We start from the raw sequence: 20,790 nt of genomic DNA, 5'->3' as shown, positions 1-20,790 counted from the left end.
ATCGTGTCCGAGGCAGAGATTCTTGAACGCATCCGCGCCATCTTCAAAGAGAACTTCGCAATCGAGCCCGAGCGCGTGACGCCCGACGCCCATCTGTTCGAAGACCTCGATCTGGATAGCATCGACGCCGTCGATCTCGCGATCAAGTTGCAGGAAATGACCGGCCGCCGAATCAAGCCGGAAGAGTTCAAGTCGGTGCGCACGGTCGGCGACGTGATCGGTGCTGTCGAATCCCTGCTGGCGGCCCAAGGCTGATGCCGGCAGTGCGCTCGGGAACGCCGGCGGCTGCGACTGAAGCGCCTGCTTCCGGCGCCTCGTCCACCGGCGGGCGCCATTGGGTCAAGGCAGTCGTGCAAGTGCTGGTGAAGCTCGCCTATCCGGCGTTAATCCTGTGCGCATGGCGGTGGGACACGCCGCGTTATGTCGGCTGCATGCTGTTCGCGATCCTGTGGTTGCAGCGCTGGGCCGGCAGCGGTCCGGTCGCGACATCGCTGCGCCGCCTCTCCGCAATCGACTGGACCGTGGTCGGCTTGCTGAGCTGCGCGTCGGCGGCAATCGTGTTGACCAACAGCGAGCTGCTGTTGCGCCTGTATCCATCGCTCGTCAATCTCGGCCTGCTGATCGCGTTCGGCGCGACGCTCGTGCGTGGCCCGTCGATGATCGAAAAGTTTGCGCGCCTCGGCAACCCCGATCTGCCGCTGGGCGCAGTGCGCCATACGCGGCGCGTTACTCAGGTGTGGTGTGTGTTTTTTCTGCTGAACGGTGCTTTCTCTGCTTATACCGCGCTCTACTGGAGCCGCGCGAACTGGTCGATCTATAACGGCGCAATTGCTTATGTGCTGATCGGTGTTTTGCTCATCGCCGAGGTCATATGGCGCTACCTCGTGGTGCTGCCGCGCGCCGCGCGTTCGGAGGCGGCATGATCGCGTTGCACGACCTGTTGTCGACTCCGTTGAGTACAGTAGCGGCCGCCGCGCCGGTTTGCCGCGATCGCGGTTTGCTGCTCGATCGCGCTGCGTTTCGCGCGCGCGTTGCGACGCTGCTGGCGGCATTGCAATCGCAGGCGGCGCAACGCTACGCATTGTGTATCGACGATCCCTTCGATTTCGCCTGCGCGTTATTCGCGCTGTTCGCATGCGGCAAGGAGCCGGTGATTCCGGCGAACGCGACGCCCGGCTATCTCGCCGATCTCGCCGATGCCTACGACGTCGTGCTCTCCGACGCTGCGCTGGCGCCGTATGCGCAAGCCGACGCGGACGCCGACGCCGACGCTCAAGCGCCGGGCGCACAAATCGACCCGCAAGCACCGCTCACGCTCTACACGTCGGGCAGCAGCGGCCGGCCCAAGCCGATTCGCAAGACGCTCGCGCAGTTCAACGCCGAGGTGCATACGCTCGAACAGCAGTGGGGCACGTTAGTTGGCAACGCGACGATGCTCGCGAGCGTGCCGCACCATCACATCTACGGTCTGCTGTTTCGCGTGATGTGGCCGCTGGCCGCCGGCCGCGCGTTCGACCGTGAGATCAGCATCGAACCGCTGCATCTGCAAGCGCAGCTCGCGCAGAGCGGAGCGGCGGTGATCGTGTCGACGCCCGCGCAGTTATCGCGCTGGCCTGCGCTGCCTGGCTTCGCCGGATTGACGCCCGCACCGCGCGCTTTTTTCTCGTCGGGCGGTCCGCTTGCGCTTGAAGCCGCGCACGAATATGCGGCGGCCTACGGCGCCGCGCCGCTCGAAATCTATGGCAGCACTGAGACGGGCGGCATTGCGTGGCGCCGCCAGGATCAGACGGATGCATGGCAACCGGTGAGCGGCATCGAAGTGCGCCGCGACGAAGACGGTGCGCTCAGCGTGCGCTCACCGCATCTGGACCACGACGGCTGGCATCGCACCGACGACCGGATCGCATTCGACGAGCAAGGCCGCTTCCGTCTGCAAGGCCGGCTTGATCGCGTAATGAAGCTCGACGGCAAGCGCGTGTCGCTGCCGGAACTGGAGGCGCGCCTCGCGCTGCATCCGTATGTCACGCAAGCGGCAATCGTGCCGCTCGAGGGCGGCGTACGTGAGCGCGTCGGCGCTGTCGTCGCGTTGACCGAAGCAGGTAATAAAGCATTGCGCGACGAAGGCCGCGTGCTGCTCGCGAAAACCTTGCGCCGACATCTCGCCGATTATTTCGATGTCGTCGTGTTGCCGCGTCACTGGCGCTTTCGTCTTGCGTTGCCGTTCGACGCACGCGGCAAGCTGCCGGTCTCGGCGGTCGCGGCGACGTTCGAACCGCGCGCCGAGGGCGTCGAAGTGCTGGCTGAAGCGCGCGGTGGCGACACCGCGGAGACACTGCATTACGAGTTGCGCGTGCCCGCCACGCTCCCGCATTTCGCCGGCCACTTTCCTGGCTTGCCGATTCTGCCGGGCGTGGTACAGATCGATTGGGCGATGCGGCTTGCCGCCGAGCAACTGCCTTGCGTGCGCGGTTTCACGTCGATCGATCGATTGAAGTTCATGGCGCCGGTTGGGCCGGGCGCGGTGCTCAAGCTCACGCTCGCGCACGATCCCGCACGTCAGCGGGTGCAGTTCGTGTATCGGGCGAACGAGCGCGAATGCGCGTCGGGCGTGATCGTTTATCGGGCGGACGCATGATGAACTTCGCTCCCTGCATCGTGATCCCGATCTACAACCACAAGGACGCGATTGGTGCGACCGTCGCGCATCTCGCGGTGCACGGCTTGCCGATTTTCGTCGTCGACGACGGCAGCGACGAGGCCACGCAGCAGGTGCTCGCGCAACTCGCGCACGAGTACGCGGCGCAGCTCACGTTACTGCGTCTGCCCGTCAACGGCGGCAAAGGCGCGGCGGTGATGGCGGGGTTGCGCGCCGCGCGCGAAGCCCACTACACGCACGCGTTGCAGATCGACGCCGACGGTCAGCACGACGCCACCGACGTGCCGCGCTTCATCCAAGCGGCGCGCGCCGAACCGGGTGCGGTGATTCTCGGCCGTCCCGTCTACGACGAGAGCGTGCCGAAAGCGCGTCTCTACGGCCGTTATCTGACGCATGTCTGGGTGTGGATCGAAACGCTTTCGCTGACCATTCGCGATTCCATGTGCGGCTTTCGCCTGTATCCGCTTGCGCTGGCTTGCGATCTGATCGACAGCGTGCAGTTGCCCACGCGCATGGACTTCGACATCGAAATTCTCGTGCGCCTTTATTGGCGCCGCGCCGCATTCCGCTCGATTCCCACGCGCGTCACCTATGCGAGCGACGGCGTTTCACATTTCGACGTGCTGTGGGACAACGTGCGCATCAGCCGCAGCCACACGCGGCTCGTGTGCGGCATGCTGGCGCGTCTGCCGATGCTGCTCGCGCACAAGTTCATGCCACGGCGTGCCGCGCCAGCCGATACACGGAGCAAACAAAGCGGCAGCCCTGAAGCGCAGGACTGGTGGCGTATTGCCGAACGTGGCAGTCATCTGGGCATGTCATTGCTCGCGCTCAGTTGCAAGTTGTTCGGCCGCCGCTTCACCGGGCTGTGGCTGCATCCGATCGTTGCTTATTTCCTCTTGACGGGACGTGCCGCGCGCGAGGCGTCCGCAAATTACTTCAGGCGTCTGCGCGAAGCCGAACCGCACGGCGATACGCCTCGCCCGGGCTGGCTCTCTGCGTATCGTCACATGCTGGCATTCGCCCAATCGGGCTTCGACAAGCTCGCCGCGTGGTCCGGGCGCGTCAACAATGCGGACGTCCAGTTCGAAGATCCTTCGGCGTTCGAAGCATTGGTCGCGAGCGGCAAGGGCGCGCTGGTTATCGGCGCGCATCTCGGCAATCTGGAGATGACCCGTGCGCTCGCCGCACAGGGCGCGTATGCGAAAGTCACGGCGGTCGTCTATACCGGACATGCGCGGCGCTTCAACAGCGTGCTGGCCTCCGCGAATGGAGAGTTCTCGCGGCACCTGCTGGAAGTCGCGGACTTCGGGCCCGAAACCGCGATGATGATGCAGGAGCGCGTCGACGCGGGCGAATTGCTGGTGATCGTGGGCGACCGTGTGCCTGCGCATGAAGCCGGCCGCACCACCGAGGCGCGTTTTCTCGGCGCGACTGCGCCTTTCGCACAAGGTCCATATGTGCTCGCGCATGCACTCGGCTGTCCGGTCTACCTGTTCTTCTGTCTGAAAGAACACGACGGTTATCGTCTTTATTTCGAGCCGTTCGCCGAGCGCATCGAATTGCCGCGCCGCGAACGCACGCAGCATCTCGCGGCCTGGGCGCAGCGTTATGCAGTGCGTCTCGAACATTACTGTCGCAAGGCACCTTATCAATGGTTCAACTTCTTCGATTTTTGGGCTCGCCCCAAGCGAGACGCGAATGGCCGAACATGACCTGATCGACGCGCCGGATGCCGGCGCGCATGCGGCTTCCAACGGCGACAGCCACGCGGCTCACGTCGTGATCGGCGGGCGCAAGCTGAGTATCGAAGACGTCATAGCGATTGCTCAGCATCGCGCGCCGGTTGCATTGAACGCGGACCCCGCGTGGCGCGCCCGTATTCAACGCGGCGCGGATTTTCTGCGCCGCCATCTTGCCGCGGGCGAGACGGTCTACGGCGTCAACACGGGTTACGGCGACGCCTGTGTGGTCGACGTGCCGATGGAGCTCGTCGAAGCTTTGCCGTTGCAACTCACGCGTTACCACGGCTGCGGCATGGGCCAATATCTCGACGACGCACAGACACTCGCCGTCATCGCCGCACGTTTGAACTCGCTCGCTTATGGCTTTTCAGGCGTGCGCCCGGTATTGCTCGAGCGCCTCGCTGACCTGGTCAATCATCGCGTGCTGCCGCGCATTCCCGCCGAAGGTTCGGTCGGTGCGAGCGGCGATCTGACGCCGCTCTCGTATGTCGCCGCGGCACTCGCGGGCGAACGGGAAGTCATGTTCGAAGGACGTCTGCGCGACGTGCGTGAAGTGTGGAACGAACTCGGACATACGCCGCTTACGCTCGCGCCGAAAGAAGGCCTCGCACTAATGAACGGCACAGCGGTGATGACCGGCCTCGCGTGTCTGGCGTTCGCTCGCGCGGATCATCTGACCCGGCTCACTGCGCGCCTGACCGCGCTTTGCACCGTCGCGCTCGACGGCCGCGCCGCGCATTTCGACGCCACGCTCTTCGAAGTGAAGCCGCACGCCGGCCAGGCGCAGGCAGCCGCATGGATACGCGACGATCTGGAAGGCCGCGACGATACGCCTGGCCACCGTTTGCAGGACCGCTATTCGATCCGCTGCGCGCCACATGTGATCGGCGTTGCGCGTGATGCGCTGAGCTGGGTGCGTCGCGACATCGAAAACGAACTGAACAGCGCAAACGACAACCCGCTGATCGATCCCGACAACGAGCGGGTACTGCACGGCGGCAACTTCTATGGCGGTCACATTGCATTCGCGATGGATTCGCTGAAGGTCGCGGTCGCCAATCTCGCCGATCTGATGGACCGGCAACTGGCGCTCCTCGTCGACGTCAATTTCAATAATGGCCTGCCGCGTAACCTGACTGGCGCCGCGCCCGCGCGCGCCGCGATCAATCACGGCTTCAAGGCCGTGCAGATTTCGTCGTCCGCGTGGACTGCCGAAGCGCTCAAGAACACGATGCCCGCGAGCGTATTCTCACGCTCGACCGAGGCGCACAATCAGGACAAGGTCAGCATGGGCACTATCGCCTCGCGCGACTGTTTGCGCGTGCTGGAGTTGACCGAGCAGGTTGCCGCCGCGCATACGCTGGCAACGGTTCAGGCCGCGCGTTTGCGCTTGCGCATCGACAGCGCCACGCCGGTTCCTGCAGCGTTGCGAACGTTCATGGAAAACGTCGGCACGCAATCTCCTTTCGTCGACGAAGATCGCGCGCTCGAACATGATTTGCGCGCGCTGACTGCGCGCATTGCCGCATGCGGGTTGTTGCACGATTACCGCGGAGGACCGCAAGCATGAGTACGACGGAAAGCGCGACCCGCAAGGTACTGAGCGCGAGTGCAATAGTGGAGGTGCCGTTCCACGACGTGGATGCGATGAATGTGTGCTGGCACGGCCATTATCTGAAGTACTTCGAGATCGGCCGTGCGGCGCTGTTGCGCGCATTCGATTACGACTACCGCGAGATGCAGGCGTCGGGTTATCTGTGGCCGATCGTCGAAGCACATCTCAAGTATGTTCGCCCGGCTACGTACGGTCAGAAGATCGACGTGCGCACCCAACTGCTTGAACACGAAAACCGCCTGAAAATAGGCTACGAAATTATCGATTGCGAATCGGGCACGAGACTCACCAAGGGCTATACGATCCAGGTGGCGGTCGATGCCGCCACGCAAGAGCTGCAGTTCGTGTCGCCGCCAGTGGTCTTCGAGAAACTGGAGCGCGTATGGCGATAATGAATTCCAGCGTGCGGTTGTTGAGTGGACTGCGTGCCTGTGCGTTTTCTATTGCGGTGGCCAGTGCGTTGAGCGTGCCGGCATGGCCAGTGTATGCCGCGTCTACAGACGGCAATCCCGCACTGGTCTCGCAGGTCGCATCGCATCTTGCGCAGGCCAAAGGCGTGCGCGCGCAATTCACGCAAACGCAGACGCTGGCCGCGATGAAGCAGCCGCTCGTCAGTACCGGTTCCTTGTTGTTTCTGCGTGAGCGCGGCGTGATCTGGCATATCGACACGCCGTACAAAGCCACTTATGTCATCACCGATGCAGGCGTCGCCGAAATCAATGCCAACGGTCAGCGCGTCACGACGCACAGCGCGCAAGGCACGCGCGGCGTCGCGCAAGTTTCGAAGATGATGCGTGCAATGCTCGGCGGCGATCTGTCCGCGCTGTATTCCCAATTCGACGTGCAGGCCGAGGGCAGCGCCGCGCACTGGCGCATGCAGCTGACGCCGAACCAGCCGCAGCTTGCGCAGTCGATTAAAGGCTTGCAGATGAGCGGCGGAGACTTCCTGCAGAGTTTGCGTATCACGCTCGCCAACGGCGATACGACGCAACTCGGATTCAGCAAGAGCGAAGCGGTGAGCGAACCGGCCGTGGCCGAACGCAGTCTGCTCGGGACGCCCTGATGGACCTGCTGCAACACAGGTCCGCGAAAAACGCGTGGGGCATGCGCGCCGCGTGGCTGCTGCTCGCGCTCGTCGCGGCGTTGTATTGCGGCTGGCGCTTCGCGGGGCCGTCGCCGTTGCAGACGAATCTGCTTGCGCTGCTGCCGGCAACTGAAGCAGATCCGGTCGCGGAGAAAGCGGTCGATACGCTGGCGAGCGCTCTCGGCGACCGCACGGTTTTTCTCGTCACCAGTCACGACGATGCACACGCCAAAGCGGCGGCAAAGCAACTCGGCGCTTCGCTGCAGAAAAGCGGGGCGTTCGCTTCGGTGACGGCGGAGTTGCCGCCATTCGATCTGTCGCAGATAGCGGCGCTGTATCTGCCATATCGTTTCGGCTTGCTGACGCCTGCCGACCGCGCGGCAATTGCAGGCAGTAAGGCGCCGGACGCCGCGTTGCGCGACGCGCTCGCCCAACGCATCTATAGCCCGGTGCGCGGCGGACTCACTACGTCGCTTGCCGACGATCCATTCGGCTGGCTCGAACACTGGCTCGGCAATCTGCCGCTTGCGACATCGAATCTCGAACTGGAAGACGGATTGCTGGTATCGCATCAAGACGGGCATCAAGGCACTGCGACGAGCGTACTGATCATGGCTACGCTGCCAGGCTCTGCATACGAAACCAAAACGCAGCACGCGGTGCTCGCGGCCCTGTCGCGAGGCGAGCGCTCGTTGAAGCAGGCATTCCCCGACGTGTCGGTCGCACGAACCGGCGCCGTGTTCTACGCCGAGTCGGCGCGCAGCGCGTCGGAACGCGAAGTGCATCTGATCGGCGTCGCGTCGCTCGTCGGCATCGCGCTGTTGATGATGTGGGTGTTCCGTTCACCGCGTCTGCTTCTGCTCGGCTTCGTCTCGACCGCGCTCGGCATCGTCTGCGCGCTTGCGGTGACGCTGCTCGTATTCGGCAAGTTGCATCTGCTGACGCTCGTGTTCGGCGCGAGTCTGATCGGCGAAGCTGTCGACTATTCGATCCAGTATTTCGTCGTCTATCTGGGTGCCGGGCGCCATTGGGATGCGCGACGGGGCGCACGTGCGGTGCGTCCCGCGCTGAGCGTGGCGCTTGCCACGAGCCTGCTTGGTTACGCGATTCTCACGTGGGTGCCGTTTCCCGCGCTCAAGCAGATTGCATGCTTTGCGATGGCGGGCATCGTGACGGCGTTCGCCTCGGTGATGTGGCTGTTGCCCGCGTTGCTGCCGCATGCGCCGAAGCGCAGTCCCCGGCGACTGTTCGAGCGCTCGGCGCGTTTGTTGAGCGCATGGCATCGCTTGATCGGCGGCAAGCGTGCGTGGATCGTGGCAGCGCTGTTGCTGATCGTCGCGATTCCCGGCTGGTTGCGTCTCACGAGCGACGACGACGTGCATCTGCTGATTCAGCGCGATCCGTCGCTCGTCGCGCAAGAGGACAAGGTGCGCAACGCGGTGGGAATCGATAACAGTGCGCAGTTTTTCGTCGTGCGCGGTGACACGCCGGAACTCGTGTTGGAGCGTGCCGAAGCGCTGGGGACAAAACTCGAGGCACTTGGCGGCACGCCGAACGAGGTGGGCGGTTATCAATCGGTCGCACAGTTCGTGCCGTCCGCACAGCAGCAGAACAGAGACCGCGCGTTGCTCGCGCAGCATGTGTTCGACGACACGGCGGCATTGCGCGCCACGCTGCTGCAAGCGGGCTTCAAGGACGAAGTCGCCGACGCGTGGATCGCAGCGGAAAAGAATGCGCAAACGAAACCACAAACGCTTCTGACCGTCGACCAGTGGCTCGCTGCGCCGTGGTCGCAACCATACCGGCATTTGTGGCTCGGTCAGGTCGATGCGGCGACGAAAGCGTATGCCGCCGTCGTGATTCCGCAAGGCGTGACACCGCGCAACGAGGCCGCCTTGATCGCGACCGCGCGCTCAGTGCCAGGCGTGGCTTTTGTCGACAAGGCCGCGAGCGTATCGAAGCTGTTCGGTGCGTATCGCGTGGACAGCGGCTGGTGGCTCGGCGGCGCGCTGACATTGGTGCTGATTCTGCTGATCGTGCGCTACGCCCGGAAACAACCGCACTCGGGGCACGCCGCGAACGAAGTGCCGCTCGCACACCGCATGCGCGGCGGCATCGCCGTGACGCTGCCTGTACTGCTCGCAGTAGGCGTCACACTGGCGGTATTCGGCTACGCTCGTGTGCCGCTCAATCTGTTCAACTGGCTGGCGCTCATGCTCGTGCTCGGCGTCGGCGCGAACTACGCCGTATTTCTGCGTGAAGGGTGCCTGCGCGGGGACGCGGATCTCGGCGCGGTGTGGACGGGCGTGCTGCTTTCGGCCGCCACCACGCTGTTGTCGTTCGGCATGCTCGGCATGAGCGCAATGCCTGCGCTAAAGAGTTTCGGCGCGACGCTCGCGCTCGGCATTGCGGTCTCGGTGCTGCTCGCGCCGATCGGCATGCCATCGGAATCCAGGAGGGCCGCATGAAAGCGCCACCAGTTTATTTGCACTCGCTCGGCATGATCAACGCGCTCGGCGGCGACCTCGACAGCATCGTGCCGGCGCTCGCCGCGAGCCACGCGCGAGGCATGGCGGCCGTGCATACGGGCATCGGCGACGCGTTTGTTGGCAGCGTCCTGACGCCGCTCGATCTCGCTCCGCCCGCCGATCTCGCGCGCTACGACTGCCGCAATAATCGCTTGCTGCTCGCCGCGCTTGCGCAGATCGCGCCGGCCGTCGACGCCGCGCGCGAGCGCCACGGCGCGCATCGGATCGGCGTGGTGCTCGGCACCAGCACATCTGGTATCGAAGCGGCTGAGGCCGCGTTCGTCTATCAGGCGCAAGCGGGCGACTTGCCGGCGAACTTCAACTACCGGCAGATGGAAATCGGCACGGCCGCGCCCTTCGCGGCGGCGGCACTTGGCTTGAAGGGCCCAGCGTTTACGATCTCGACAGCGTGCACGTCGAGCGCGAAAGCGTTCGCGTCGGCGCGGCGTCTGTTGCAATTGCAGGTGTGCGATGCGGTGGTGGTGGGCGGTGTCGATTCATTGTGCGAGTTGACGGTGCAAGGCTTTGCGTCGCTCGAATCGACCAGCGGCGAGCGCACCAATCCGATGAGCCGCAATCGTTGCGGCATCAATGTCGGCGAAGGCGCGGCCGTGTTTCTGATGAGCCGCGACGAAGCGGCGGTGCGCCTTGCGGGTGTCGGCGAATCGAGCGATGCGCATCATATTTCGGCCCCCGATCCGCAAGGTGTGGGCGGCGAGATGGCGCTGCGCGAAGCAATCGCGGATGCGGGCATCGCGCCGTCGTCTATCGGTTATGTGAACTTGCACGCCACGGCCACGCGCAAGAACGACGAGATGGAAGCGAACCTGATGTCGCGTGTGTTTCCCGACGGCGTCGCGACGAGCGGCACGAAACCGCTGACCGGCCATCAACTGGGCGCGGCGGGCGCGACCGAACTCGGCTTCGCCTGGCTCACGCTCGCACGCCATGACGTTGCACTGCCACGCCATGTCTGGGACGGCGAAGCGGACCCCGCGCTACCCGTGCTGGAACTCGTCGAAAGCGAACGGTTTTTGCCGCGCGGCGAGGGCGCTCAATACGTAATGAGCAACTCGTTTGCGTTCGGCGGCAGCAATGTCAGTCTGATTCTTGCACGGTAAGGCGCGATGAACTCGACACGAAGCATTGACGAACTGCTGCAGCAACCTATCGAAGCGATCATCCCGCATCGCGGCACCATGCTGCTGATCGACGCCGTGACCGCGTTCGACGAACAGACGCTGAGCGCTCGCGCGACCGTGCATGCCGATGCATGGTATGCGGACGCGCAAGGCGGGATGCCCGCGTGGATCGGCATTGAATTGATGGCGCAGTCGATCGCCGCACACGTCGCGTTGCTCGCCATGCGTGGCGGTGGCCGCGCGCGTCCCGGCGTGCTGCTCGGTTCGCGCAGCTACAAGGCGTTGCAGCCGTCGTTCGCAGGCGGCGCGCAACTGCTGATTCACGCAACGGAATTGCTGCGCAGTGACGAAGGCCACGGTGCATACGAATGCACGATTCATCACGACGACGTGTGTTGCGCCGAGGCGGTGATCAAGGTCTTCCAGCCGTCCGATTTTCAGTCATTCATCGAAGGGAGTTTCAATTCATGAGCCGGCGTGTTCTCGTTACCGGCGCAAGCCGCGGCATTGGCCGCGCGATTGCGTACCAGTTGGCCGCCGACGGCTTTGCAGTGTCCGTGCACTGCCGCACGGGGCGCGCCGAAGCCGAGGCAGTGGCGTCGGGCATCGCCGCTCAGGGCGGCACTGCGCGGGTGCTGCAATTCGACGTGCGCGAGCGCGCGGTGTGCCGCGATGTGCTCGAAACCGATGTGGCGGCGAACGGACCGTACTACGGCATCGTATGCAGCGCCGGCGTGACGCGCGACGCCGCGTTCCCCGCGCTCACCGACGAAGACTGGGACGTCGTGATCGAAACCGGTCTCGACTCGTTCTATAACGTCGTTCATCCGCTGACCATGCCGATGGTGCGTGCCCGCAACGGAGGGCGCATTGTGACTATCGCATCGGTATCGGGCGTGATGGGCAATCGCGGTCAGGTCAACTACAGCGCGGCAAAGGCCGGCCTGATCGGCGCGACCAAGGCGCTCGCGGTGGAACTCGCGACGCGCAACATCACCGTCAACTGCGTGGCGCCCGGTCTCATTGAAACCGGCATGCTCGACGAGATGCCGCTCGAACACGCATTGAAGACGGTGCCGATGAACCGCGTCGGCCAGCCTGCCGAGGTAGCGTCCGTGGTCAGCTTCCTGATGTCGGATGCGGCCTCGTATGTGACTCGCCAGGTGATCGGCGTCAACGGCGGGATGGTCTGATGAAGCGAGTCGTCATTACCGGCATGGGCGGCGTCACGGCGCTCGGCGATAGCTGGGACGCAATCGAAGCGCGTCTGAAAAGCGGCGTGAACGCAGTGCGGCGCATGCCCGAGTGGGACTACTTCGAATCGTTGCATACGCGGCTCGCATGTCCGTTGCCGCAGTTCGTCACGCCCGCGCATTATCCGCGCAAGAAGACGCGTTCGATGGGCCCCGTGTCGATGTATTCGGTGCGCGCAAGCGAACTCGCGCTCGCAGATGCGGGCCTCGCCGACGACGCGAGCATCAAGGACGGCCGCATGGGGGTCGCGTACGGCTCGTCGTCGGGCTCGGTGCAGCCGATCCGCGCGTTCGGCACGATGCTCGAAAGCGGCTCGATGAGCGACGTCACGTCGAACAGCTACGTGCAGATGATGCCGCACACGACAGCCGTGAACGTCAGCCTGTTCTGGGATCTGAAAGGGCGGATCATCCCCACGTCGTGCGCATGCGCGTCGGGCAGCCAGGCGATCGGCTACGCGTATGAAGCGATTCAGACCGGCAAGCAGACGCTGATGTTGGCGGGCGGCGCGGAAGAATTATCAGGTCCGGCGGTCGCGGTATTCGATACCTTGTACGCAACCAGCACGCGCAACGACGAGCCTCATCTGACGCCGCGTCCATTCGACGCCGCGCGCGACGGCCTCGTGGTCGGCGAAGGCGCCGCCACGCTCGTGCTCGAGGAATACGAGCACGCGGTGGCGCGCGGTGCGCGGATCCACGCGGAGATCGTGGGCTTCGGCTGCAACTCGGACGGCGCGCATATGACGCAGCCCACGGCGGAAACCATGGCGTTCGCGATGCAGCTTGCACTGAAAGACGCCGCGCTTCCGCCCGAAGCGATCGAGTATGTGAACGCGCATGGCACGTCCACGGATCGCGGCGATGTCGCGGAGAGCCACGCAACCGCGCAGACATTCGGCGAGCGCATGCCGATCAGTTCGCTGAAAAGCTATGTGGGCCACACGCTGGGCGCGTGCGGCGCGCTCGAAGCCTGGTGGACCATCGAGATGATGAAGCGCAACTGGTACGCGCCCACGCTGAATCTGCAGGACGTGGACCCGGCCTGCGCGCCGCTCGATTACATCATCGGGACGGGGCGCGAGATCGACGCCGAACTGGTGATGAGCAACAACTTCGCGTTCGGCGGGATCAACACGTCGCTCATTTTCAGGCGTGTTCGATGAGCGTGGCGTTGCAACGCGTGGTCGTTACCGGCATGGGCATCGTGTCGTGCCTCGGCAATTCGCTCGACGAAGTGTCGGCTGCATTGCGCGCGGGGAAATCGCGCATCGAACGAGTCGACGCATGGCGCGAACGCGGCTTTGCGTCGCAAGTCGCAGGCGTGGCGTCGGTCGCCAATGAAGCGCCTTTCGAGCGCAAGCTGGAGCGCTTCATGGGCGATACCGCGCGCTTTGCCTGCCATGCGGCGCGCAAGGCGATCGACGATGCCGGGCTCGATGCCGCCATGTTGCGCTCGCCGCTTGCCGGCACCGTGATCGGCTCGGGCGTCGGCACGATGTCGAGCTACGACGCCGCGATGGCCGTTGCCAACACGCGCGGCGTCGATAAAGTGCCGCCATACACGGTGCCGCATGCAATGAGCAGCACAGCCTCCGCGAACGTCGGGCAGGTGTTTGGGCTCGAAGGCGTGGGCTATTCACCGTCGTCGGCATGCACGACTTCCGCGCTCGCGATTGGCCAGGCGATGCAACTGATTCAGACCGGCCGCCAGCAGATCCTGCTCGCGGGCGGTAGCGAATCGCTGCACGACAACATGACGCTGATGTTCGACGCGATGGGCGCGTTGTCGCGCCGCTCCAACGATGCGCCCGAGCGCGCGTCGCGTCCTTACGATACGAAGCGCGACGGCTTCGTGATCGCGTCGGGCGGCGGCGTGCTCGTACTCGAAGCGCTGGACCACGCAGTGGCGCGGGGCGCGCGCATCTACGCGGAACTCACGGGGTTCGGCGACTGCACGGACGCCGGCATGGTCACTCCGCGCGCGGCAGGCATCGCGCGCGCCGTGCGCGGCGCACTGGACGAAGCGGGCAAGCGTCCGGACTACATCAACACGCATGCGCCTTCCACGCCGCTTGGCGACGTCGAGGAACTGCATGCGTTGAGGCAAGTGTTCGGTGCCGCATCCGAGCGCGGTGTGCCCGCATTTTCGTCGACCAAGGGTATGACCGGGCATCCGCTTGGCGCATGCGGCGCACACGAGGCGATCTACACGTTGCTGATGATGCGCGACGGGTTTATTGCAGGCACCACAGGGATCGATTCGGCGGAGCCGGAAATCGACAGCATGCCGCTCGTGTGTGAGACGCGTGACGCGCGTATTCGCACGGCGATGTCGGTGTCGTTCGGCTTCGGCGGCAGTTGCGCGAGCTTGATGTTCGAGGCATGGCAGGGCGGCTGAAACGGTCGCAATTTTAAAGACGAGGGTGATAAAAATGAAAAGAACATTGGTGCTGGGTGCATTGACGATTGCGGCCGCGACGCTGACGGGTTGTGCGACACAGGTGAAGTCGCTGCCGCTCGCGGCCGCGGGCGGCGAATCGCGCGGCGGCGTTCCCGTGTATTTCGGTGAGCAAAGCCATCCGGCCGTGAAGCGCGGATTGGGCGACGTCTCGTACTCGGTGCGCATCGCGCGCAAGGTTGCGGGCCCCGACGACGCATGCCGCGAGGCGCTCGCCGAAGCAATCGGCAAGCTTCGCGTGGCGGCGCGCGAGCGCAACGCGAATGCGGTGATCGACGTGACGACGCGCTTTCACAGCAGCGAAAGCAATTCGTCCAGCGAGTTCACCTGCGGCGTGAGCCCGAGTGCCGCCGCGATCGCGATCAGCGGCCGGCTCGCTGTGCTCGAGGCGAACTGATGCAATTACAAGAACGAAGTACGCGAAAGCGCGACTGAGTTCACCTGCGGCGCGGGTGCAGTGATTGCGGGCGTGGCGTTGAAGGGTGACGTCGTCACGTTGCGCAAGTAACGCAACCTGAGCCGACTCAGGCGGTCTTCACCGCCGCGACATTGACGAGCGTCTCACGGCGCTTGCCGGGTTGCGGACGGTAAAGGCCGAGCCGCTCGAGCAGACCGAAGTCTTTCGCGCGGCTCCACCAGAGATAAGGCAGGGACACGTTGCGTTCGGTAAAGGTGAAGCCGCCGCGACGAATCATGTCGAGATAGCCGTCCGCGCTTTTTTGCACCTGCATTGGATGACGAAACAGCAGCCGGATCACCCACGACCTGATGTACGCGTCGGTGGATTCGGCGAACAGCAGCACGCCGCCGGGCTTCAACACGCGGCGGAATTCGGCGAGCGCGCGGTCCTGCTCGACGAGATGATGGAAAGTCTGATGGCAGAACACGATGTCTGCGCTCGCATCGGGCAGCGGCAGCGCCGCGCAGTCGCCGTGCAGCAGTTCGATGTCGGCGACCTTGTCGCGGCAGGCGTTGGCCGCATTGGCCGCGAGCGCAAGCGACGGCTCGTGATAGTCGATGCCGACGATGCGGCGCGGCTCGAATGCATCGGCAAGCAGGCCAAACGAAATGCCTTGTCCGCAGCCAACGTCGACGATGACGGGCGCTGCGGGCAAGGGCGTATCGATCAGGCGCTTGAGGTCGTTGATCGCGACGCGCAACACATGATGTTCCCATGTGTGAGTACGCAGAAACCAGATTCCAAATGCCGTTTCCGGCACGAAAGGCACACTGGATGTTTGAGACAGCGACACGCTGGACTCCCCGGTGAAATATTTATTGCTGTTAGAGATGCGATGTAACAGGACGTAAGGATGCAGCGTAATGCTGCGTCGAGCAAGCAAACGATTGAGGCGAAATTGAGTACACATGACATGAAGCACACGGCGGGACACATCACGGTCGACGTCGCGATCATCGGCGCCGGTCCGGCCGGTGCAGTCGCGGCCGCATTGCTGCGCAAAGCGGGACGCTCGGTGCTCGTGCTGGAGCGCCAGCACTTTCCGCGTTTTTCGATTGGCGAAAGCCTGCTGCCGCAAAGCATGGCTTATCTGGAAGAAGCCGGCATGCTGCAGGCGGTGATCGAGGCCGGATTTCAGTACAAGAATGGCGCGCAATTCGTGTATCGCGGCCAATCGTCGTCGTTCGATTTCCGCGACAAGCACAGTGCGGGATGGGGCACGACGTATCAGGTGGAACGCGCGGTGTTCGACGAGATCCTGATTCGCTGCGCAGCGGAGCAAGGTGCGGATGTGCGCTTCGGGCATACAGTGCAGGCCGTGCATACCGGCGAGGGCACGGGTGCCGCGCCGCGCGTCGACGTGATCGACGAGGCAGGACATGCGTATCAGGTCGAAGCGCGTTTCATATTCGATGCAAGCGGCTTTGGCCGTGTGCTGCCGCGTCTGCTCAACCTTGAGGCGCCCACGCGTATGCCCACGCGCGCCGCGCTATTCTCGCATGTCTACGACGGCCTCCCCGCGGGCGCCCACGACCGCAACAAGATCTGCGTGGCAACGCATCCCGAGCGCCGCGACGTGTGGTTCTGGATGATTCCGCTTGCGGGCGGACGGTCGTCGGTCGGATGCGTCGCCGAGTCGAGTTTTCTCGACGTGCCGCCAACGGAGCGCGAGCCGAAGTTGCGTGCGCTGATCCAGAAGGAGCCGACGTTTAACCGGCTGATCGGCGACGCGCCTTTCCTGTTGCCTGTGCGGCATATTTGCGGCTATTCGGCGAATGTCGAGCGCCTGCACGGACCGGGTTATGCGCTCCTTGGCAACGCTGGCGAGTTCCTTGATCCGGTGTTCTCTTCGGGCGTAACGATCGCACTACGCTCGGCGCATCTGGCGGTACAGACCTTGAACCGTCAACTGGATGGCGAACAGGTCGACTGGTCCGCGAATTACGACGTGCCGTTGCGCAAGGGCATCGATACGTTCCGCGCGTTTGTCGAGCGCTGGTACACGGGCGAATTGCAGGACATCATTTTCCACCCTGACCAGACACCGTCGATCCGCCGCATGATCAGCGCGGTGCTGGCAGGCTATGCGTGGGACGAATCCAACCCGTATGTCGCCGATCCGGCGCGCAGGCTGAATGCCTTGCATGAGGTTTGCGCGCGGCGCTGAGTCCTCACGGGTGGGGCATGCAGCGAAACCATCAAGCCACTTTCGAGCGGCAATCAGGCCGCGAACCGGGCGACGCGCGGCGCGTGCTGCCGCACGTCGTCGCGGCGATGCACGCGCTTGCCTGCCGCGTAAGTTTCATAGACCGCGCGATCGTCGCCGAGCAGCGCGAAGGCGAACAGCAACTCTTCGAGCGACTCCGTGCGCGCGGTGCGGCGCGCGAGCAGCGGCGTTGCTCGAGGATCGAGCACGACGAAGTCCGCTTCCGACTTCGGCTTGAGCGTGCCCACCTTGTCTGCGAGATCGAGTGCTTCGGCCGCGCCCGCTGTCGCGAGATAGAACATGCGCGTGGCCGTCAAATGGTGGCCCGTCAATCGCGCGACCTTGTGCGCTTCATTCATTGTCTGCAGCATCGAGAACGACGTGCCGCCACCGACGTCCGTAGCGAGTGCGATCGGCATGTTAGCTTCGTCGGCCTTGTCGAAATCGAACAGACCGCTGCCGAGGAACAGGTTCGACGTCGGGCAATGCGACGCGACCGCGCCGGTTTGAGCCATGCGTTGCCGGTCTTGCGCGTCGAGATGAATGCAATGCCCGTACACCGCGCGGCGGCGTAGCAGGCCGTAGTGGTCGTAGATGTCCAGATAGCTGCGGTGACCGGGGAAAAGACTGTTGACCCATTTCACTTCGTCGGTGTTCTCGGCGACGTGACTCTGGATGAACACATCCGCATGCTTGCCCGCCAGCACGCCGCAAGCTTCCAGTTGCGCTTCGGTCGAAGTCGGCGCGAAACGTGGCGTGAGCGCGTACATCTGACGGCCGCGGTTGTGCCAGCGGCCGATCAGCTCGGCGCTGTCGTCATAACCGGATTGCGCGGTGTCGCGCAGGAACTCCGGACAGTTGCGATCCATCAGCACTTTGCCTGCCACCATGCGCAGATTGCGCGCCTCACTTTCGGCAAAGAGCGCGTCGGCCGACTCCTTGTGCACCGTGCAGTAGACAAGCGCGGTGGTCGTGCCGCAAGACAGCAGTTCTTCGAGGAAGAAGCTTGCTGTATCGCGGGCATAGGCCTGATCGGTGAAACGGCGCTCGGTCGGAAACGTGTACGTGTCGAGCCACGGCAACAGGCCAGCCGCAGGCGACGCGATCATGTCCGTTTGCGGGTAATGAATGTGCGTGTCGATGAAGCCCGGCACGATCAGCTTGTCGCGCATGTCCTGAACCGGCGTGCCCGGCGCAAGTCGAGACGCGAGTGCCGCGTACGCGCCCGCCGCGACGACATGGCCGTCTTCGACGATCAGAAGGCCGTCCTCATTGAAGATCGCCGCGTCGGGCGAGCGCGACGGATCGCCGTTGAAAGTCAGCAACTGCGCGCGGAATGCCGATTGGGCCGGGTTAGCCGTTGTAGCCGGGTGAGTCATGAGAAAACCGTCTCCGAATGTGAAAAGCTGAGCAGCGTGGAGGGCCGTGTTGCGATGCCCGCGCTGCAATACGTCGGCCCTTTAATGTGCGCCGCTTTGATTCCAATGCGCATCGAGCTTCGCGATCAGTTCCGCGCGCTCTTGCGGCGTAACGAACGACGCTTCGAAACCGTTGCGGATGATCGTGTAGACCTCCGCATCGTCGAGCTTCAATGCGTCGATGGTCGCCGCGTAGTTGGCGTTCACATAGCCGCCAAAATACGCCGGATCGTCGGAATTCACCGTGACGGCGACGCCGCGATCAAGCAGGTCCTTCAGCGTGTGCTTTGTCATGTCGTCGAACACGCAAAGCTTGAGGTTCGACAGCGGACACACCGTCAATGCGACACGCGTGTCGGCAAGACGCGCGACGAGCGCCGGGTCTTCGATGCTTCGCACGCCATGATCGACGCGGTCTACCTTGAGCAGATCGAGCGCTTCATAGATGTACGACGGCGGTCCTTCCTCGCCCGCGTGCGCGACGAGCTTCAGCCCGAGCGCACGCGCTTTTGCGAAGACACGTTCGAACTTCGACGGCGGATGGCCGCGCTCCGACGAATCGAGCCCCACGCCGATCAGGCGATGCTTGTACTGGTCGAACAGCGGCCGTGCTTCTTCGAACGTTGCAAGTGCATCTTCTTCCGACAGGTGACGCAGGAAGCACAGAATCAGCTTGCTCGACATGCCGCGCTTTTCCGCGTCGGCAAGCGCGCGCTCAATGCCGGCCACCACCGTCGCGATGGGCACGCCGCGCTCGGTGTGCGTCTGCGGATCGAAGAAAATCTCGCTGTGAATCACGTTGTCGGCGAGGCAGCGCTCGACATACGCCATCGTCATGTCGTAGAAATCCTGCTCATGCAGCAGCACGCTCGCGCCGGCGTAATAGATGTCGAGAAACGATTGCAGATCGGTGAATGCATAGGCTGCGCGCAGTGCTTCGATCGAGTCGTAAGCGAGCTTCACGCCGTTGCGCTCGGACAGCGCGAAAATCAGTTCGGGTTCGAGTGAGCCTTCAATGTGAATATGCAGTTCGGCCTTCGGTGCGAGCATGGCCTTTTCGATGAGGGACGTAGCGGTTGTTGTGTTCATGGTCGGTCAGAAGTTCGTTGGTGTCGTTGTGCGCCGGATGCGTAAGCGTGATGTCGACTCGCTTCGTCAAACCGTCTGCGCGGCGCGATGCACACTCGCGTTCGCTTCGACAGCTTGCAGCAGTTGCGCGGCCGCGGAAATCGCAATGATCTCCGGCGACTTGTCGACGATGCCATCCACGCCGAGCGGACACTTCATCCGCGCAATCCGCGAAGGATCGATGCCTCGCGCAGCGAGCCGGTGCTCAAACTGTTTGCGCTTGCTGTGCGAGCCGATCATGCCGAAGAACGCAAAATCGCCGCGCCGCAAAATACGCTCGGCCAGTTCGAGATCGCGCGTATGGTTGTGCGTCATGACGATGAAGTACGTGTTGGGCGCAGCCGTGTCGACGGCTTCGTCAGGCGCGTCGTTCGCGTCGATCTTTACGTTGTGCGCGTGCAGCGAGTCAACGGGCGGAAACTGCGCATCGCGCTCGTCGACCCAGCGTACCGTGCAAGGCAGCGTGGCGAGCACGCGAACCAAAGCGGCGCCCACGTGCCCCGCACCAAACAGCACGACCGGAAAGTCGCCTGGCGCAATGGTCTCGGTGAGCAGCGCGCCGCTGTCGTCGAACCCGGCGCCGTCCCACAGCAGGCAGTCGGCGGCATCGACACCCGGCTCGGGGTCGGACAGCATCACCGCATCCGGTGCGGGGCCGAATGATACGCTACGCACCGTCGATTGACCTGCGGCCACGCGCTTCGCGAGCGACGTGATCCAGCCGAGATCGCCGATGTCGAGCCGTTCGAACGCAAGTATTACGGCGCCGCCGCAGCATTGCCCGAGACTCGGACCGAGCGCGAAACGCTCGAGCCGGCGCATGTGCGGCGAGCGCATGCCGTCGCGCAGCACCTGGCGCGCAGTCTCGATCGCTTTCCATTCGAGGTGTCCGCCGCCAATCGTATGTTTCGCCGAATCGCGCGTAACGATCATCTTGGTCCCGGCCTCGCGGGGCGCCGAACCTTCGACGCGCGCGACCGTCACCAGCACGGCGGCGTCGCCGTGCGCGAGCAGTTGTTGCAGGTCAGGTAGCCATGCTTGCATCCGACGAATCTCCGTACAGTGCCGCTCGGGGTTTCCATGCGGCCGGTTGA

At 63.9% G+C, this 20,790-nt stretch carries 19 protein-coding genes and 1 pseudogene; 16 read left to right on the top strand and 4 right to left on the bottom strand.

The features are described from left to right. The first annotated feature begins 3 nt into the window (after positions 1-3). From OH764_RS13040 to OH764_RS12970, 15 genes and pseudogenes are all read left to right on the top strand, one after another. Positions 4-255 carry an acyl carrier protein gene (locus tag OH764_RS13040; protein ID WP_020069032.1) on the top strand — a complete coding sequence of 84 codons (252 nt, stop codon included), beginning with the start codon at positions 4-6 and terminating at the stop codon, positions 253-255. Then, positions 255-923: a COG4648 family protein gene (locus OH764_RS13035; RefSeq protein ID WP_498847081.1), complete on the top strand. Its 669-nt coding sequence runs from the start codon at positions 255-257 to the stop codon at positions 921-923. The genes OH764_RS13040 and OH764_RS13035 overlap by 1 nt, the downstream gene beginning before the upstream one ends. Then, the gene (locus OH764_RS13030; RefSeq protein WP_498848818.1) at positions 920-2,635 is read left to right on the top strand and encodes an ApeI family dehydratase; all 1,716 of its coding nucleotides are present in this window, start codon (positions 920-922) and stop codon (positions 2,633-2,635) included. The genes OH764_RS13035 and OH764_RS13030 overlap by 4 nt, the downstream gene beginning before the upstream one ends. Continuing rightward, positions 2,635-4,371: a glycosyltransferase family 2 protein gene (locus tag OH764_RS13025; RefSeq protein ID WP_498848817.1), complete on the top strand. Its 1,737-nt coding sequence runs from the start codon at positions 2,635-2,637 to the stop codon at positions 4,369-4,371. Before OH764_RS13030 ends, OH764_RS13025 begins: the two co-directional genes overlap by 1 nt. After that, positions 4,358-5,971 carry an HAL/PAL/TAL family ammonia-lyase gene (locus OH764_RS13020; RefSeq protein ID WP_498847080.1) on the top strand — a complete coding sequence of 538 codons (1,614 nt, stop codon included), beginning with the start codon at positions 4,358-4,360 and terminating at the stop codon, positions 5,969-5,971. Before OH764_RS13025 ends, OH764_RS13020 begins: the two co-directional genes overlap by 14 nt. Next, entirely contained in the window at positions 5,968-6,408 is a 441-nt protein-coding gene (locus OH764_RS13015) for an acyl-CoA thioesterase (RefSeq protein ID WP_131317086.1), read from the top strand. The genes OH764_RS13020 and OH764_RS13015 overlap by 4 nt, the downstream gene beginning before the upstream one ends. After that, complete coding sequence (locus OH764_RS13010; protein ID WP_498847079.1) at positions 6,399-7,079, top strand: LolA family protein; 681 nt, start codon at positions 6,399-6,401, stop codon at positions 7,077-7,079. Before OH764_RS13015 ends, OH764_RS13010 begins: the two co-directional genes overlap by 10 nt. Further along, complete coding sequence (locus OH764_RS13005) at positions 7,079-9,568, top strand: MMPL family transporter (RefSeq protein ID WP_498847078.1); 2,490 nt, start codon at positions 7,079-7,081, stop codon at positions 9,566-9,568. The genes OH764_RS13010 and OH764_RS13005 overlap by 1 nt, the downstream gene beginning before the upstream one ends. Next, on the top strand, positions 9,565-10,749 hold the full coding sequence (locus OH764_RS13000) for a beta-ketoacyl-[acyl-carrier-protein] synthase family protein (RefSeq protein WP_498847077.1): 1,185 nt from the start codon (positions 9,565-9,567) through the stop codon (positions 10,747-10,749). Before OH764_RS13005 ends, OH764_RS13000 begins: the two co-directional genes overlap by 4 nt. A 6-nt stretch (positions 10,750-10,755) precedes the next feature. Next, positions 10,756-11,241, top strand: coding sequence for a hotdog family protein (locus OH764_RS12995; RefSeq protein ID WP_131317092.1), 486 nt, complete (start codon positions 10,756-10,758; stop codon positions 11,239-11,241). Beyond that, positions 11,238-11,963: a 3-ketoacyl-ACP reductase FabG2 gene (locus OH764_RS12990; RefSeq protein WP_020069022.1), complete on the top strand. Its 726-nt coding sequence runs from the start codon at positions 11,238-11,240 to the stop codon at positions 11,961-11,963. The genes OH764_RS12995 and OH764_RS12990 overlap by 4 nt, the downstream gene beginning before the upstream one ends. Next, entirely contained in the window at positions 11,963-13,189 is a 1,227-nt protein-coding gene (locus OH764_RS12985; protein ID WP_204522302.1) for a beta-ketoacyl-ACP synthase, read from the top strand. Before OH764_RS12990 ends, OH764_RS12985 begins: the two co-directional genes overlap by 1 nt. Next, positions 13,186-14,424, top strand: coding sequence for a beta-ketoacyl-[acyl-carrier-protein] synthase family protein (locus OH764_RS12980; protein WP_498847076.1), 1,239 nt, complete (start codon positions 13,186-13,188; stop codon positions 14,422-14,424). Before OH764_RS12985 ends, OH764_RS12980 begins: the two co-directional genes overlap by 4 nt. A gap of 34 nt (positions 14,425-14,458) precedes the next feature. Then, positions 14,459-14,881 (top strand): signal peptidase, encoded by a 423-nt coding sequence (locus tag OH764_RS12975; protein WP_498847075.1) that lies wholly within the window; start codon positions 14,459-14,461, stop codon positions 14,879-14,881. Between the two features lie 3 nt (positions 14,882-14,884). Then, positions 14,885-14,992 (top strand): annotated as a pseudogene (locus OH764_RS12970) (excinuclease ABC subunit A); the annotation flags it as partial. Positions 14,993-15,008: 16 nt separating this feature from the next. On the opposite strand, the gene OH764_RS12965 reads toward OH764_RS12970, so the two are convergent. Continuing rightward, positions 15,009-15,737: a class I SAM-dependent methyltransferase gene (locus OH764_RS12965; protein ID WP_498847074.1), complete on the bottom strand. Its 729-nt coding sequence runs from the start codon at positions 15,735-15,737 to the stop codon at positions 15,009-15,011. 120 nt (positions 15,738-15,857) lie between these two features. Here OH764_RS12965 and OH764_RS12960 point away from each other — a divergent pair, with 120 nt between their 5' ends. Further along, on the top strand, positions 15,858-17,111 hold the full coding sequence (locus tag OH764_RS12960; RefSeq protein ID WP_498847073.1) for an NAD(P)/FAD-dependent oxidoreductase: 1,254 nt from the start codon (positions 15,858-15,860) through the stop codon (positions 17,109-17,111). A gap of 53 nt (positions 17,112-17,164) precedes the next feature. On the opposite strand, the gene guaD is transcribed toward OH764_RS12960, so the two are convergent. The 3 genes from guaD to xdhC form a co-directional block, all read right to left on the bottom strand. Beyond that, positions 17,165-18,529: a guanine deaminase gene (gene guaD / locus OH764_RS12955; protein ID WP_498847072.1), complete on the bottom strand. Its 1,365-nt coding sequence runs from the start codon at positions 18,527-18,529 to the stop codon at positions 17,165-17,167. 81 nt (positions 18,530-18,610) lie between these two features. Beyond that, positions 18,611-19,657, bottom strand: coding sequence for an adenosine deaminase family protein (locus OH764_RS12950; RefSeq protein WP_498847071.1), 1,047 nt, complete (start codon positions 19,655-19,657; stop codon positions 18,611-18,613). Positions 19,658-19,723: 66 nt separating this feature from the next. Beyond that, entirely contained in the window at positions 19,724-20,740 is a 1,017-nt protein-coding gene (gene xdhC, locus OH764_RS12945; protein ID WP_288826203.1) for a xanthine dehydrogenase accessory protein XdhC, read from the bottom strand. Positions 20,741-20,790 lie beyond the last annotated feature (50 nt).

It is taken from the genome of Burkholderia sp. M6-3 (genome assembly GCF_050858985.1).
Lineage (GTDB): Bacteria > Pseudomonadota > Gammaproteobacteria > Burkholderiales > Burkholderiaceae > Paraburkholderia > Paraburkholderia caledonica.
This window is presented reverse-complemented; position numbering and strand designations above follow the sequence as displayed.

Coding starts and splice junctions, on each gene's coding strand:
- OH764_RS13035 (WP_498847081.1), top strand. CDS start 255: ATGCCGGCAGTGCGCTCGGGAACGCCGGCGGCTGCGACTGAAGCGCCT.
- OH764_RS13030 (WP_498848818.1), top strand. CDS start 920: ATGATCGCGTTGCACGACCTGTTGTCGACTCCGTTGAGTACAGTAGCG.
- OH764_RS13025 (WP_498848817.1), top strand. CDS start 2,635: ATGAACTTCGCTCCCTGCATCGTGATCCCGATCTACAACCACAAGGAC.
- OH764_RS13020 (WP_498847080.1), top strand. CDS start 4,358: ATGGCCGAACATGACCTGATCGACGCGCCGGATGCCGGCGCGCATGCG.
- OH764_RS13015 (WP_131317086.1), top strand. CDS start 5,968: ATGAGTACGACGGAAAGCGCGACCCGCAAGGTACTGAGCGCGAGTGCA.
- OH764_RS13010 (WP_498847079.1), top strand. CDS start 6,399: ATGGCGATAATGAATTCCAGCGTGCGGTTGTTGAGTGGACTGCGTGCC.
- OH764_RS13005 (WP_498847078.1), top strand. CDS start 7,079: ATGGACCTGCTGCAACACAGGTCCGCGAAAAACGCGTGGGGCATGCGC.
- OH764_RS13000 (WP_498847077.1), top strand. CDS start 9,565: ATGAAAGCGCCACCAGTTTATTTGCACTCGCTCGGCATGATCAACGCG.
- OH764_RS12995 (WP_131317092.1), top strand. CDS start 10,756: ATGAACTCGACACGAAGCATTGACGAACTGCTGCAGCAACCTATCGAA.
- OH764_RS12990 (WP_020069022.1), top strand. CDS start 11,238: ATGAGCCGGCGTGTTCTCGTTACCGGCGCAAGCCGCGGCATTGGCCGC.
- OH764_RS12985 (WP_204522302.1), top strand. CDS start 11,963: ATGAAGCGAGTCGTCATTACCGGCATGGGCGGCGTCACGGCGCTCGGC.
- OH764_RS12980 (WP_498847076.1), top strand. CDS start 13,186: ATGAGCGTGGCGTTGCAACGCGTGGTCGTTACCGGCATGGGCATCGTG.
- OH764_RS12975 (WP_498847075.1), top strand. CDS start 14,459: ATGAAAAGAACATTGGTGCTGGGTGCATTGACGATTGCGGCCGCGACG.
- OH764_RS12960 (WP_498847073.1), top strand. CDS start 15,858: ATGAAGCACACGGCGGGACACATCACGGTCGACGTCGCGATCATCGGC.
- guaD (WP_498847072.1), bottom strand. CDS start 18,529: ATGACTCACCCGGCTACAACGGCTAACCCGGCCCAATCGGCATTCCGC.
- OH764_RS12950 (WP_498847071.1), bottom strand. CDS start 19,657: ATGAACACAACAACCGCTACGTCCCTCATCGAAAAGGCCATGCTCGCA.
- xdhC (WP_288826203.1), bottom strand. CDS start 20,740: ATGCAAGCATGGCTACCTGACCTGCAACAACTGCTCGCGCACGGCGAC.